The organism is Teichococcus deserti (genome assembly GCF_001982615.1).
GTDB classification, from domain to species: Bacteria; Pseudomonadota; Alphaproteobacteria; order Acetobacterales; family Acetobacteraceae; genus Pseudoroseomonas; species Pseudoroseomonas deserti.
In genome coordinates this window covers 1-13,752 of sequence record NZ_MLCO01000049.1, presented here as the reverse complement: position 1 = coordinate 13,752, position 13,752 = coordinate 1, and the positions used below count along the sequence as shown (strand labels likewise).

General features: G+C 71.1%; 11 protein-coding genes. 7 read left to right on the top strand and 4 right to left on the bottom strand.

What is annotated here, in order from left to right:
- From BKE38_RS06610 to BKE38_RS06580, 7 genes are all read left to right on the top strand, one after another.
- A partial coding sequence (locus BKE38_RS06610) for a zinc-dependent alcohol dehydrogenase (protein ID WP_083747337.1) occupies positions 1-982 on the top strand: 982 nt, incomplete at its 5' end.
- 31 nt (positions 983-1,013) lie between these two features.
- Complete coding sequence (locus BKE38_RS06605) at positions 1,014-2,234, top strand: ABC transporter substrate-binding protein (protein ID WP_207553510.1); 1,221 nt, start codon at positions 1,014-1,016, stop codon at positions 2,232-2,234.
- A gap of 28 nt (positions 2,235-2,262) precedes the next feature.
- The gene (locus BKE38_RS06600) at positions 2,263-3,138 is read left to right on the top strand and encodes a branched-chain amino acid ABC transporter permease (protein ID WP_076956567.1); all 876 of its coding nucleotides are present in this window, start codon (positions 2,263-2,265) and stop codon (positions 3,136-3,138) included.
- A gap of 5 nt (positions 3,139-3,143) precedes the next feature.
- On the top strand, positions 3,144-4,943 hold the full coding sequence (locus tag BKE38_RS06595) for a branched-chain amino acid ABC transporter ATP-binding protein/permease (RefSeq protein WP_076956566.1): 1,800 nt from the start codon (positions 3,144-3,146) through the stop codon (positions 4,941-4,943).
- A complete protein-coding gene (locus BKE38_RS06590; protein WP_076956565.1) occupies positions 4,927-5,631 on the top strand; it encodes an ABC transporter ATP-binding protein in 705 nt (234 codons plus the stop codon). Before BKE38_RS06595 ends, BKE38_RS06590 begins: the two co-directional genes overlap by 17 nt.
- Positions 5,632-5,641: 10 nt before the next feature.
- Complete coding sequence (gene fabG, locus BKE38_RS06585) at positions 5,642-6,430, top strand: 3-oxoacyl-ACP reductase FabG (protein ID WP_076956564.1); 789 nt, start codon at positions 5,642-5,644, stop codon at positions 6,428-6,430.
- 11 nt (positions 6,431-6,441) lie between these two features.
- On the top strand, positions 6,442-8,034 hold the full coding sequence (locus tag BKE38_RS06580) for a GMC family oxidoreductase (protein WP_076956563.1): 1,593 nt from the start codon (positions 6,442-6,444) through the stop codon (positions 8,032-8,034).
- Positions 8,035-8,076: 42 nt separating this feature from the next.
- On the opposite strand, the gene BKE38_RS06575 is transcribed toward BKE38_RS06580, so the two are convergent.
- The 4 genes from BKE38_RS06575 to BKE38_RS06560 form a co-directional block, all read right to left on the bottom strand.
- Entirely contained in the window at positions 8,077-9,969 is a 1,893-nt protein-coding gene (locus BKE38_RS06575; protein ID WP_076956562.1) for a response regulator, read from the bottom strand.
- An 8-nt stretch (positions 9,970-9,977) separates the two neighbouring features.
- Positions 9,978-11,675: a response regulator gene (locus tag BKE38_RS06570; RefSeq protein WP_076956561.1), complete on the bottom strand. Its 1,698-nt coding sequence runs from the start codon at positions 11,673-11,675 to the stop codon at positions 9,978-9,980.
- Positions 11,672-12,712 (bottom strand): chemotaxis-specific protein-glutamate methyltransferase CheB, encoded by a 1,041-nt coding sequence (cheB, locus tag BKE38_RS06565; protein ID WP_076956568.1) that lies wholly within the window; start codon positions 12,710-12,712, stop codon positions 11,672-11,674. The genes BKE38_RS06570 and cheB overlap by 4 nt, the downstream gene beginning before the upstream one ends.
- Positions 12,713-12,756: 44 nt before the next feature.
- The coding region (locus BKE38_RS06560) for an ATP-binding response regulator (RefSeq protein ID WP_131829501.1) at positions 12,757-13,752 on the bottom strand (996 nt) is incomplete at its 5' end.

Below are 13,752 nucleotides of genomic sequence, written 5' to 3'. Positions count from 1 at the left end.
CGCCCCCCCTGCCCCGGGCGAGCTCGCCATCCGCATCGCCGCCGCCGGCATCTGCGGCAGCGACATCCATGCCTATGAATGGACGCCGGGCTATGAGTTCATGGCGCCCTACATGCCCTTCACCCTGGGCCACGAATTCTCAGGTGTGGTCACGGCTCTGGGCGAGGGCGTGACCGGCTTCGCCCTCGGCGACGCCGTCACCGCCTGGCCGACCATCGGCTGCGGCCGCTGCCGCGCTTGCCGCGAAGGCCGCAGCCAGGACTGCCAGGCCCGCCGTATCCTGGGCCTGCATTGCGACGGCGGCTTTTCGTCGGCCGTGCTGGCGCCGGCAGGCAACTGCTTCAGGCTGCCGCAGGGCGTGCCGGTGGAAATGGGCGCGCTGACCGAGCCGCTGACCATCGCCTGGAACGCGGTGGAGGTGGCCGGCGTGCAGCCCGGCGAGGCGGTGCTGGTGCTGGGCCCCGGCCCGATCGGGCTGGCCATCGCCTGGATGGCGCAGCATCGCGGCGCCCGCGTGCTGCTGGCGGGCTTCAACGACAAGCTTCGACTCGACTGCGCCGCCCGCATGGGCTTGCGCAACCTGGTCGATCTTGCGTCGACCAGCCTCGCCGCGGCTGTGCAGGCGGTGTTTGGCGAGAAGGTCGACCGGGTGATCGAGGCGACCGGCGTTACCGCCTCGATTGCCGACGGGCTGTCGGTGCTGCGCTCCAGCGGCGTCTTCACCATCGCTGGCATCCATGCGGCGCCTTTCTCGCTGCCGGTGACGGCGTTCGTCCGCAACAAGCAGCAGCTGCGCGCCGCGCATGACACGACGCGCGCCGCCTGGCCGGGCGTGCTGGCGCTGCTGGCCGAACCCGCGCATCGCGCCGAGCTGGCGCCGATGATCTCGGCCGAGCTGCCGCTTTCGGCGGCGCTGGAAGGCTTCGAGACCGCGCGGCAGCGCGGCGCGATCAAGATACTGCTGCGACCAGGCGACGCTTGAAGCGCCGGCGCGAAAAAAACGGGAGGTTCGGATGATCGACTGGACAGGCGGCCGCCGACTGATGCTCGGCGCGCTGGCAGGGCTGGGCTTCGGACTGACGGCGAGCGCAGCCCAGGCGGAGCTGCGGCTCGGCGCGCTCTTCCCCTTCAGCGGCGAGCTCGCCATGCTGGGCGACGAAAGCTGGCGCGGCCTGGAGCTCGCCGTCGAGGAGCGCAACGCGGCGGGCGGCATCCGCGGCGAGAAGATCGTGCTGGTGCGCGGCGACGCCGTCGACAACAACCAGGCGGTGGCCGAGGCGCGGCGGCTGATCTCGGTGAACAGCGTGCGCGCCATCTTCGGCACCTATTCCTCGGCGCGCAGCCAGGTGGCCAGCCAGGTCGCCGAGCTGGCCCGCATCCCCTATTTCGAGATGGGCGCGGTGTCGGACGCCATCACCGACCGCAAGTTCCGCTACCTGTTCCGCACCAATCCGACGGCGCGCGACATGGCGGCGCGCTCGATCGAGATGGTGACCAATGCAGTCGCCCCTGCCCTGTCGGTGGAGCCCAAGGCGCTGCGCGTCGCCATCATCCACGAGGACAGCCTCTACGGCACCACGGTCGGCCGCTTCCAGGCGGCGCTGGCCCGCGAGCATGGGCTGAACATCGTCGAGACCCTGCCCTATCCGGCAAACATCGTCGACATGTCCTCGCTGATCCTGCGGCTGCAGGCGGCGCGAGCGGATGTCGTGCTGCAGACCTCCTACCAGAACGACACGGTGCTGTTCTTCCGCCAGGCGCGCGAGGCGAATTTCCGCCCGCGCGCCATCATCGGCGGCGGCGGCGGCTATTCGCTGCGCGAGACCATGCAGGCGGTCGGCCAGGACGTGATCGACGGCGCGCTGAACATCGACTTCACGCAATTCGCCATCAACCCGGCCGCGGCGCCGGGCATCGAGGCCTTCGTCGCCGCCTATCGCGCGCGCTACAACATGGAGCCGCGCTCCGGCCACAGCCTCGGCAACTATGTCGGCGCCAAGGTCTTTCTCGACGCCATCGCGGCAGCAAAATCCTTCTCGGCCGATGACATCCGCGCCGCGGTCGCCGCGGTCGACGTGCCCGACGGCCAGACCGCCGAGGGCTGGGGCGTGAAGTTCGGCCCCGACGGCCAGAACGAGCGCGCCAAGATGATGGGCATGCAGTGGCAGGACGGCCGCCTGGTCACCGTCTTCCCGCCGAACGCCGCGGTCTCCGAGATGCGCCTGCGCCGCTGAGCCCTGCCACCTCCGGGGGGAGAAGATCATGGACACCTTCCTGCAGCTCGTGCTGAACGGGCTAATGCTGGGCGGGCTTTTCGCCATCATCAGCGTCGGCCTGACCCTGATCTTCGGCATCATCCGGCTGGTGAACTTCGCCCACGGCGAGCTGCTGATGGCGGGGATGTACCTGACCTGGCTGGGCACCACCAAGCTCGGGCTGCACCCCTACGTGCTGGCGCCGCCGCTGGTGCTGGTGCTCTTCGTCATCGGCGTCGCCATCCAGCGCTTCATCCTGCAGCCGCTGCTGGAGGCGCGCGACGCGCATGTGCAGATCTTCGCGACCGTCGGCCTGTCGACCGCGCTGATCAACCTGGCGCTGCTGCTCTTCGGCGCTGACCTCTACGCCACGCCGGCGGCCCATGTGCGCGACCCGATCATGCTCGGCCCCTTCCGCATCATCGTCGGCCAGCTCGTCATGTTCGGCGCCGGCATCGCCGTGGTCACCGGGCTGCATGTCTTCATGGAGCGCAGCTTCCTCGGCCGGGCGATCCGCGCGACCGCGCAGCATCGGGCGGCGGCGCAGCTGATGGGCGTCGACGTCAACCGCATCTACATGGTGACCTTCGGCATCGGCGCCGGCTGCGTCGGCCTGGCGGCGGCACTGGTGGCGCCAGTCTATCCGACCTCGCCCACCGTCGGCACCTATTTCGTTCTCACCGCCTTCGTCGTCGTCGTGCTGGGCGGCATGGGCAGCCTGCACGGCGCCTTCATCGGCGCGCTGCTGATCGGGCTGGTCGACAGCCTGAGCGGCTTCTACATCGCCCCCGACCTGAAGGAGGTGGTGATCTTCGGCCTGTTCATCCTGATCCTGCTGCTGCGCCCGACCGGCCTCTTCGGCCTCGGCCGCGGCTCGGAGTGAGGCGCATGAGCGACCTGACCCTCGAAGCCCCAACCCCGCCGCGCCGCCGCATCGATCCCGGCATGCTGGGCGTCGTCGCGCTGCTGATCGCGCTCTTCGCCGTGCCCTACGGCATCGGCGACGATTTCGTCTTCCATGTCTTCATCACCATCTGCCTCTACGGCGCGCTGGCCACCGCCTGGAACATCGTCGGCGGCTTCGCCGGGCAGCTGTCGCTGGGCCACGCGATCTTCTACGGCATCGGCGCCTATACCGCCGGGCTGCTGGTGCCGCTCGGCATCTCTCCCTGGTTCGGCATGCTGGCCGGGGCGGCGATCTCGGCCATGGTCGGCGTCGCCATCGGCCTGCCCTGCTTCCGGCTGCGCGGGCCCTTCTTCGCGCTGGCCACCATCGCCTTCCTGCAGGTGATCCGGCTGCTGGCGCTGCATTTCACCGGCCTCACCGGCGGCGCCGTCGGGCTGATGGTGCCGCTGCAGACCGGCTGGGCCTGGATGATCTTCTTCGAGCGCTGGCCCTCGCTGCTGATCGCGCTCGGGCTGCTGACGCTGACCGTCGCCATCACCGGCTGGATCCGCCATGCGCGCTTCGGCTACTACCTGGTCGCGACGCGCGAGCGCGAGGCGGCGGCGGCGGCGGCCGGCATCGACACGCTGCGCATGCGGCTCTACGCCGTCGCGCTCTCGGCGGCGCTGACCTCGATGGTCGGCACCTTCCACGGCATGTACCTGACCTTCATCGAGCCGGAGGCGATGTTCTCGCTGGCCTTCTCGGTGCAGATCGCGATGTTCGCGCTGATCGGCGGCATCGGCACGGTGATCGGGCCGCTGCTGGGCACGCTGCTGGTGGTGCCGCTGACCGAGCTGGCGCGCGGCTGGCTCGGCGCCTCGGCGCTCGGCCTGCACGGCTTCGTCTATGGCACGGTGCTGGTGCTGATTGTTCTTTTCGTTCCCGACGGTCTCGCAGGATTGCTGCGGCGGCGGCCAGCGACACCGCGCCAGGATGTCGAAGCGGCAGCGCCGCTTCCCGCCACGCCGCGCCCGGTAGAGCCGCGCGCCATCGGTGAACCGATCCTCCTGGCCGAGAACCTCGAAAAGAAGTTTGGCGGCTTGGCGGTGACCCAGAACGTCAGCCTGACCCTGCGGCAGGGCGAGGTGCTGGGCATCATCGGGCCGAACGGCGCGGGCAAGACGACGCTGTTCAACCAGCTCTCAGGCTTTCTCGCGCCCGACAGCGGCCTGGTGAAGCTGCGGCTGGCGGATGGCACCTTAGCCACGCCCAGCACGCCGCATGGCTATGCCCAGGCCGGCATCGGCCGCACCTTCCAGATCGTCCAGCCCTTCGCGGCGTTGACGGTGCTGGAGAACATCATGATTGGCGCCTTCCACAAGCATCCCGGCCGTGCCGCGGCGCGGGAGGCAGCGCTGGAGACGGCGCAGCGCATGGGGCTCTGGGCGCAGCGCGACGTCGAGGCGCGCAGCCTGACCATCGGCGGGCTGAAGCGGCTGGAGATCGCCCGCGTCATGGCGATGCAGCCCCGCATCCTGCTGCTGGACGAGGTGATGGCCGGGCTGAACCAGACCGATGTCCGCCGCGCCATCCGCCTGGTCGAGAGCATCCGCGACAGCGGCGTCAGCATCATCGCCATCGAGCATGTGATGCAGGCGATCATGGCGCTGTCCGACCGCGTCGTGGTGCTGAATTCGGGCCGCGTCATCGCCGAGGGCCTGCCGGCCGATGTCGTGCGCGACCCGGTCGTGGTCGAGGCCTATCTGGGGAAGGATTTTTCCCATGCTCACGCTGAATGACGTCCAGGCCGGCTACGGCCGCACCACCATCCTGCATGGCATCAATGTCGAGGTGCAGAAGGGGGAGGTGGTGACCATCGTCGGCGCCAACGGCGCCGGCAAGACGACCACGCTGCGCAGCATTGCCGGGCTGGTGCGGCCGACATCGGGCAGCATCACCTTCGAGGGCGAGCCGATCGGAAAACTGTCGCCGCATGAGGTGGTGGCGCGCGGCATCACGCTGATCCCGGAGGGGCGGCAGCTCTTCCCCTTCATGTCGGTGCGCGACAACCTGCGGATGGGCGCCTACACGCCGCAGGCGCGCGCCCGGATGAGCGCCACCATGGACGAGGTGATGGATCTGTTCCCCCGCGTGCGCGAGAAGCTGGAGCAGCATGCCGGCTCGCTCTCCGGCGGCGAGCAACAGATGGTGGCCATCGCCCGCGGGCTGATGGCACGGCCGAAGCTGCTGATGTTCGACGAGCCGTCGCTCGGCCTCGCGCCGATCATCGTGGCGCAGGTCTTTGACGTCGTGGAGAAGATCGTGGCCACCGGCGTCACCGTGCTGATCGTCGAGCAGAACGTGTTCCGCACGCTGAACATCGCCGATCGCGGCTATGTCCTCGAGAACGGCGAGATCGTCATGACCGATAGCGGGCAAGCGCTGCTGCGCGACGACCATGTCCGCCGCGCCTATCTGGGTATCTGAAGGAAGCGAGATGACGCAAGCGCTGCAGTCCCGGCCGAGCCATGCCGGGCGGTTCGTCCTCGTCACCGGCGGCGGCCAGGGCATCGGCGCCGCCATCGCCGAGGCCTTCGGCCGCCGCGGCGCCGCGGTCGGCGTGCTCGACGCCTATCCCGAGCGGGCCGCGGCCGCCGCGGCTGCCATCACGGCCGCCGGCGGCAAGGCGGCGGCGGCCGCGGCCGATGTCGCCGACTTCACCGCGCTGTCGGTCGCCGTCAGCCAGCTGGAGGAGAAGCTGGGCGGCAGGTTCGACGTGCTGGTCAACAATGCCGGCATCTCGCCCAAGCATGACGGCCGCGCGCATGAGGCCTGGGAGATGGCGCCGGAGGAGTGGGAGCGCGTCGTCGCCGTCAACCTCAACGGCTGCTTCAACGCCATCCGCCTGCTGACGCCGGGCATGCGCGAGGCCGGCTGGGGCGCCATCGTCAACATGTCCTCCGTCGCGGGCCGCACCTATTCGGTCGTGGTGGGCGCGCATTACGCGGCGACCAAGGCGGCGCTGATCGGGCTGACCAAGCATCTGGCGGGCGAGCTCGGCCGCTACGGCATCCGCATCAACGCCATCGCGCCCGGCCGGATCGACACGCCGCTGATCCGCACGGTGGGGGATGCGGTGAATGCCGGGCAGGTGGCGGCGACCCCGCTCGGGCGCCTGGGGCGGCCGGAGGAGGTCGCGGATCTTGCGCTCTATCTCAGCTCGGAGGAGGCTTCCTTCGTCACCGGCCAGGTCGTCGACGTCGCCGGCGGCATGATGATGACCTGAAGGCGGGCAGCGTGGACGAATCGGCAGACTACATCATCGTCGGCGGCGGATCGGCCGGCTGCGTGCTGGCGGCGCGGCTGTCGGAGGATCCCGCCAACCGCGTGCTGCTGCTGGAGGCAGGGCCGGAGGATCGCGACCTCTGGATCCATGTCCCCGCCGGCTATGCGCGGCTTTTCGCCAGCGGGCGCTACGACTGGAAATTCGCGACCGAGCCGGAGCCGGAACTGGCGGATCGCAGGATCAATTGGCCGCGTGGAAAAGTGCTGGGCGGGTCGGGGTCGATCAACGGGCTGGTCTTCCTGCGCGGCTCGCCGCGGGACTTCGACCGCTGGGCGCAGGCGGGGGCGCGTGGCTGGTCCTATGACGAGGTGCTGCCTTTCTTCCGCAGGATGGAGGACTGGGCCGGACCTTCCAGCGAGGCACGCGGCACGGGCGGCCCGCTGCCCGTCGGCCAGGTGACCAGGATGTCGCCCGGGGCGCAGGCCTTCATCGCAGCCTGCCAGGCGGCTGGGATGCCGTTCAACGCCGACATGAATGACGGGCCGATCGACGGCGTCATGCCGATCCAGATGAATGTCCGCGGCGGGCGGCGGGTCAGCACGGCGCGCGCCTATCTGGCGCCGGCGCGCAGGCGCCCCAACCTGCGAGTGCTGACCGGCGTCGACGTGCGGCGCATCCTGCTGCGCGACGGGCGGGCGATCGGCGTCGCGGCGCAGCGGGCCGGCCAGGCGGGGGAGGAGCATTTCCTGGCCGGGCGCGAGGTGATCCTCAGCGCCGGCGCCATCGTCTCGCCGAAGCTGCTGATGCTGTCAGGCATCGGCGACGGATCGGCGCTGCAGGCGATGGGCATCCCGGTGCAGCTGCACCGGCCCAGCGTCGGGCGCAACCTGCAGGACCATCTGATCGCGCGGCTGAATTTCCGCACGCGCGCGGCGGGGACGGTGAACGAGGTGATGGCCAATCCGCTGCGGCTGGCGGCCACCGCCATGGGCTATGCGCTGCGGCGCGACGGCCCGCTGGCGGTGGGGGCGACCGAGGCGACCAGCTTCGCGCGCGTGACACCCGGCGCCGAGGAGGCCGAGGTGCAGTTCCAGTTCATCAATTTCAGCCTGGCCAGCACCGGCTACGTCCTGCCGAAGCATCCTGGCGTGATGATCAATTTCGGCCAGTGCCGTCCGGACAGCCGGGGCGAGGTCCGGCTGCGCAGCCCCGATCCGGCGGCGGCGCCGGTGATCGAGGCGAACTACCTGTCGGCGCCGTCGGACCAGCGGGCGATGGTGGCGGCCGCGCGGCTGGGCCGGCAGATCGGCCGCACCGCGCCCTTCGCCGACCTGGTGGAGGAGGAGATCGCGCCGCCCGCCGACCATGACGACGACGACAGTCTTCTGGCTTATATCCGCCGCGCGGGGACGACGGTGTATCACCCCTGCGGCACCTGCCGGATGGGCAGCGACGACCAGGCGGTGGTGGACCCTTCCTTGCGCCTGCGCGGCGTGGAAGGCTTGCGGGTGGTGGATGCCTCGGTGATGCCGCTGGTGCCGTCGACCAACATCCAGCCTGCCGTCATCATGATCGCGGAGAAGGCGGCAAGTCTGGTGAGATAGAAAAAAGAAGGGGTCCAGGGGAATTCATTCCCCTGGCCTTGCTTACTTCAGCAGCGTCTCGACGCTCTTGGCGAGATCCCCGAGCCTGAACGGCTTGCGCAGCACCGGCTGCCCCGCGGCAAGGGGCGCCGCATCGGCATACCCTGTCAACACCAGCACGGGCAGTCCCGGCCGCAGCCCGCGGGCGCGTTCGGCGAGCTCGGTCCCGGTCATTCGCGGCATGGCGAAGTCGGTGACCAGCAGCCCGATCTCCTCGCCGTCCTGCAGCAGGGCCAGCGCCGCCTCGCCGTCGGCGACCTCGAGCACGCGGTGGCCGAGATCGGCGAGGAAGGTGGCGGTGACGCCGCGCACGCCGTGGTCGTCGTCGACCACGAGCACGGTCGCCTGGCGCGGCGGGACGGCGGGGGCTTCATCGCCTACGACCGGGACCTCGACGGGGGCGTTGGCGCGGGGCAGCAGCAGCTCGACGGTGGTGCCCTCGCCCGGGGCACTGGCGATGGTGGTGGTGCCGCCGGATTGCCGCGTCAGGCCATAGACCATCGACAGGCCGAGGCCGGTGCCCTTGCCGACCTCCTTGGTGGTGAAGAAGGGCTCGAAGGCCTGGCCCAGCACCGTGGGCGACATGCCGCTGCCGGTGTCGATGACGCGCAGCGAGACATAGTCGCCGGGCGCCAGATCGGCCACCTGGTCCTCCAGGATGCGGCGGTTGCGGCTGGCGATGGTGATGCTGCCACCCTCGGGCATGGCGTCGCGGCTGTTGATGCAGAGGTTGAGCAGCGCCAGGCCCAGCTGCTCGGGATCGACCATGGCGGGCCAGAGATCGGCATCCAGGCGATGGCGCAGCTCGGCCTGGCCGATCGAGCGCAGCAGCAGGTCCTCGAGCTCGGCGACCAGCTGGTTGACGTCGGTCGCGCGCAGCTGCAGCTCGCGCTTGCGGCTGAAGCTGAGGAGGCGCTGGGTCAGGGTGGAGCCGCGCTCGGCCGCCTTGATGGCGTTGCGCACCAGCACCGCCTGGCGCGGCTCGGCGAGGTTGCTGTGCAGCAGCAGCTCCAGGCTGCCGAGGATGGCGGTCAGCAGGTTGTTGAAGTCATGCGCCACGCCGCCGGCCATGGTGCCCAGCGCCTGCATCTTCTCGGCCTGGTGCAGACGCTCCTCCATCAGCCGCTGCTCGGTGATGTCGTGCTCGATGGTGGCGAGATGCCGCGCCTCGCCGTCGCCGTCGTGGACGGGGATGCGGATGGTGCGGATCCAGCGCGGCGCCGGGGCGCCGGCAGGGTGGCGCTGCTCCAGGCTTTCGGTGGCGCGGCCGGCGGCATAGGCCTCGGCCTCGGCGACATGCAGCGCGCTGCGGCCGGGCTCCGGCAGGAGGGCGGCTTCCTCGAGGCCCAGGCTGGCCTCGATACTGCGGCCGAGCGACTGCGCCTTGGCGGCGTTCAGCCGGATGAAGCGGCCGCCGCGATCCTTGAAGGACAGTGCGTCGGCCGAGGAGGCCAGCAGGCCCTGCAGCAGCGCGCGCTCGGTCTCCAGCGCGCGGGCCAGGCGGAAGCGCTCGACGGCGCTGCGCACCATGCTGAGGAGTGCCGCCGGCTCCCAGGGCTTCGGCGCATAGCCGGCGATACGGCCGTGGTTCACCGCGCTGATCACTGCGTCGAGGTCGGCATAGCCGGTCAGCAGCAGCGTCTCGGCGCGGCAGACCTCGCGGGCGCGGGCGAGGAAGACGTCGCCGGTCATCTCCGGCATGCGCTGGTCGGAGAGGATGGCATGCACCTCGGGCGCGCCGGGCGGCTGGTGCCCCAGCAGGGCGAGCGCCGCCGGGCCGGAGCTGGCGGTGAGGACGCGGAACTCGTCCTCCAGCAGGTCGGAGAGGGCGACGAGGATCTCCGGCTCGTCATCGACGAGCAGCAGCGTGGCGGGCGGATCCGGCATCATCGTCATGGTCGGTCTCAGCGTCCCGGCTGCATCGGCACGCTCACCACGAAGCAGGCGCCGCCCTGCGGCCCGCTGCCGACGCTGATCGTGCCATCATGCGCCTGAATGACATTGTAGGCGATGGCCAGGCCGAGGCCCGTGCCGGCGCCCACCGGTTTGGTGGTGAAGAATGGCTCGAATATCCTCTCGCGCAAGTCCTCCGGCACGCCGGGGCCGGAATCGGTCACGCTGATCCGGTAGGATTCGGCGTCGTTGTCGGTCTCGACGGCAATGCTGCCGCGGCCCTCGATGGCGTCGGCGGCATTGCTGACGATGTTCATCACCACCTGGTTGAGCAGCGAGGGCGAGCAGCGCAGCTCCGGCACCGCGCGGTAGTCGCGGCGGATCTCCAGCCGGTCGGCGAACTTGTGGTCGAGGAGGGCCAGGATGGTGTCCAGCGCGTCGGGCACGTTGACCCGCTGGAAGGCGTCGTCCTGGCGCGAGAACTTCCGCAGGTTCAGCACCAGGTCCTGGATGCGCTTCAGGCCGAGCGTCATCGAATGCGAGCGGTCGCGGCAGCGGGTGACCAGGGGCACGGCGGCCGAGCCGTCCTCCAGCATCGGCTGCACCTGGCCGAGCAGCCGCTCGACCGTCGCCTGGTGGGCGACGATGAAGGCCAGCGGGTTGTTGATCTCATGCGCGATGCCGGCGACCAGCTCGCCAAGGGATGCCATCTTGGCCGATTGCACCAGCTTGGTCTGGGTGTCGCGCAGCGCGCGGTTGGCCTCCTCCAGCTCGCCATTGGCGCGGGCCAGGGCCTGCGCCGCGGCGGCCTCGGCCTGGGCGTGGCGCATCGACAGCTCGCGCTCGCGCCGCTCGGCAACCGCGCGGCGGTCCTCGTCCTGCAGGAACTTCCTGCGCAAGGCCGCGCGGATGCGAAGCGACAGCACCCGGGCTTCGGCCGTCGCGGGGATCAGGTCGTCGGCGCCGGCCTCGAAGATACCGGCCAGCATCTCGCGCCCGGCGGCGCCGTCATGGCCCAGCGCCACGATCTGGAAGCCGCTGCTCTCGCCGGGGGCGCCGCGCAGCGCGTTCAGCCGGTCGCAGAGGGCAATGCCGTCGAAGCGGTGGCTGAAGGCATTGAGGATGACGCAGTCGAGCTCGGCCGGCGCGGCGGCCACGGCCTGCAGCGCGGCCTCGGCGCTGTCCACCGCCTGCACGGCATGGCCGTCGCGGCCGAGCAGTCCGGCCAGATAGGCGCGGTAGGTGACGCTGTCGTCGACCACCAGCAGGCGGGCGCGGCGGAAGGTCTCGGCGGCGCCCTGGGGGGACGGGCCTTCGCCGGGAATGGTGCCGGATTCGCGGCGGCGCAGCAGGGCGCGCAGGCGCAGCAGCAGCAGCGCCGGATCGGCCGATTTCGGCACATAGGCGTCGGCGCCGGATTCCAGCCCCTGCCGCTCCAGGTCGCCTTCCCGCGCCTCGGTCAGCATCAGCACGGGGATGGCGCGGGTGCGGGTGCTGAGGCGGATCTGCCGCGCCAGCTCGTCGCCATTCATGCCGGGCAGGTGGTAGTCGACGATGACCAGCGCCGGCAGCGCCTCGTTCAGCTGCTCCAGCGCCAGTTCGGCGCTGGCGGCGCGGGAGACGGCGAAGCCCTGCGCCTCCAGCAGGCGGCGCATCTGCAGCGCCTGGGTGTCGGAATCCTCGACCAGCAGGATGGAGGGGGCGGTCATGGCGGGGTGACGCCCGCCAGCTGCAGCAGCCGCGGCCCGATCATCGGCAGCGGCAGGCTGAGGCTGGAGCCGCCGAGCCGCACCGCCGCCGCCGGCATGCCGTAGACGACCGCGGTGCTTTCATGCTCGGTGATGGCATAGCCGCCGGCCTGGCGCAGCTCGGCCAGGCCCAGCGCGCCGTCCTCGCCCATGCCGGTCAGCAGCACGCCGATCGATTGCGGCGCCCAATGCTCGGCGAGCGACCGGAACAGCAGGGTGGCGGCCGGGCGCTGGCTGCCCAGCGGCCGCTCGGCGCTGACCCGCAGCCGGCCCTGGGCGGTGACCATCAGGTGGCGGTCGCCGGGCGCCACATAGACGCGGCCGGGCAGCGGCACCTCGCCCTCCTGGGCGATGGCGACGGGCGGCGCCACCAGCCCGTCCAGCCACTGGGAAAAGCCTTCCATGAAGCTGCCGCCCATGTGCTGCACCACCAGCACCGGCAGCGGGAATTCGGCCGGCAGCGCGCCCAGCACCTGGGCCAGCGCCGGCGGCCCGCCGGTGGAGGCGGCGATGGCGATGATCCCCGGCCGCTGCGGCGGCTGGTCGGCGCGCGGCGGGGCGGGGCGCAGCGCGACCGGCCGGTCGTTGGCCGAGCCGCGCCGGCGGATCACCGGCACCTGGCTCATGATGTAGAGCTGGGTGCAGATGGTCTCGGCGATGCGCTCATGCCCGCCGGTCGCCATGCCGACCGGCTTCTCGACGACCGACAGGGCGCCGGCGCGCAGCGCGTTCATCGAGATGCGCAGCGAGGCGTCCTCGACGCTGTCGGCGATGACGACGATCGGCGTCGGCTGCTCGGCCATGATGCGGCGCGTCGCCTCCAGCCCGTCGATGCCGGGAAGGCGGATGTCCATGGAGATGACGTCGGGGCGGATGCGCGGCAGCTCCTGCAGCGCCTCCTCGGCCGAGGCGACGGCGGCGACCAGGGTCAGGCGCGGATCGCGCGAGACGATATGCGCCAGCAGCCGGCGCACCACGAGGGAATCCTCGACGATCATGACGCGCACGGCGCCGCCGCCGCCGGCAGGGTCGGGCAGCGCGGTCACAGCATCTGGCCGATCGTCGCCAGCAGCTCGCGCTGGTCGAACTTCTGCTTGGTGATATAGGCGCCGGCGCCGAGCTCCAGCCCGCGGCGGACATCCTCGGGATCGGCGCGGCTGGTCATCAGGATGACCGGGATGGCGGCCAGGCGCGGATCGGTCTTCAGCGCCTGCAGCAGGCCGAAGCCGTCCATGCGCGGCATCTCGACATCGGCCACCACCAGGTCGACCGGCGCATCGCCGGCGCGCAGCAGGTTCAGCGCGTCCAGCCCGTCGACGCTGAGCAGCACGCGGAAGCCCTGCGCCTCCAGGATGCTTTTTTCCAATGTCCGCGTGGTGATGGAATCATCGACCACCAGGATGGTGGCGGCGGGGCGGGATTGCGGCGCGGCGGCCAGGCCCAGCCCGGCGCCGGCCAGCTGCCCGGCATCGCGCAGCCAGCGGCCGACCAGGCCCTCGGGGCTCAGCACCAGCGCCGGCAGCGCGCCTTCCGGCTGGGCGACGCCGGTGACCAGGGAGGGGTCGACGCCGGGCAGCGCCAGCGCCTCGACCGCCAGTTCGCGCAGGTCGTGCAGCGCGTCGACGGCCACGGCGCAGCGGCGGTCGCCGCTTTTCAGCAGCACCGCTTTGACATGGCCGGCTTCCACCGGGATCGGGGTGGCCGGTTCGCCGAGCAGGACAGGCAGCGCCATCACGGGGGCGATAACGTCGCGGCCCTCGGTTTCGATGCGCAGCACCGGCTGGCCTTCGACGGTCTCCAGCGCCGCGGCCGGCAGGCGCAGCAGCCGCTCCACCCCGTGGCTCGGCAGGCCATAGCTCTGCCCGGCGGCCTCGACCAGCAGCAGCGGCTGGCGGGCGGCGGAAAACGGCACGGCGATCTCGACCTCGGCGCCCCAGGGGAAGCGCGGGCGCAGGCTGGCGGCGCCGCGGAGCGACCGCGCGACCTCGGCCACGACCGACAGGCCGATGCCGCGGCCGGAGAGGCGGTCGACCGCCTC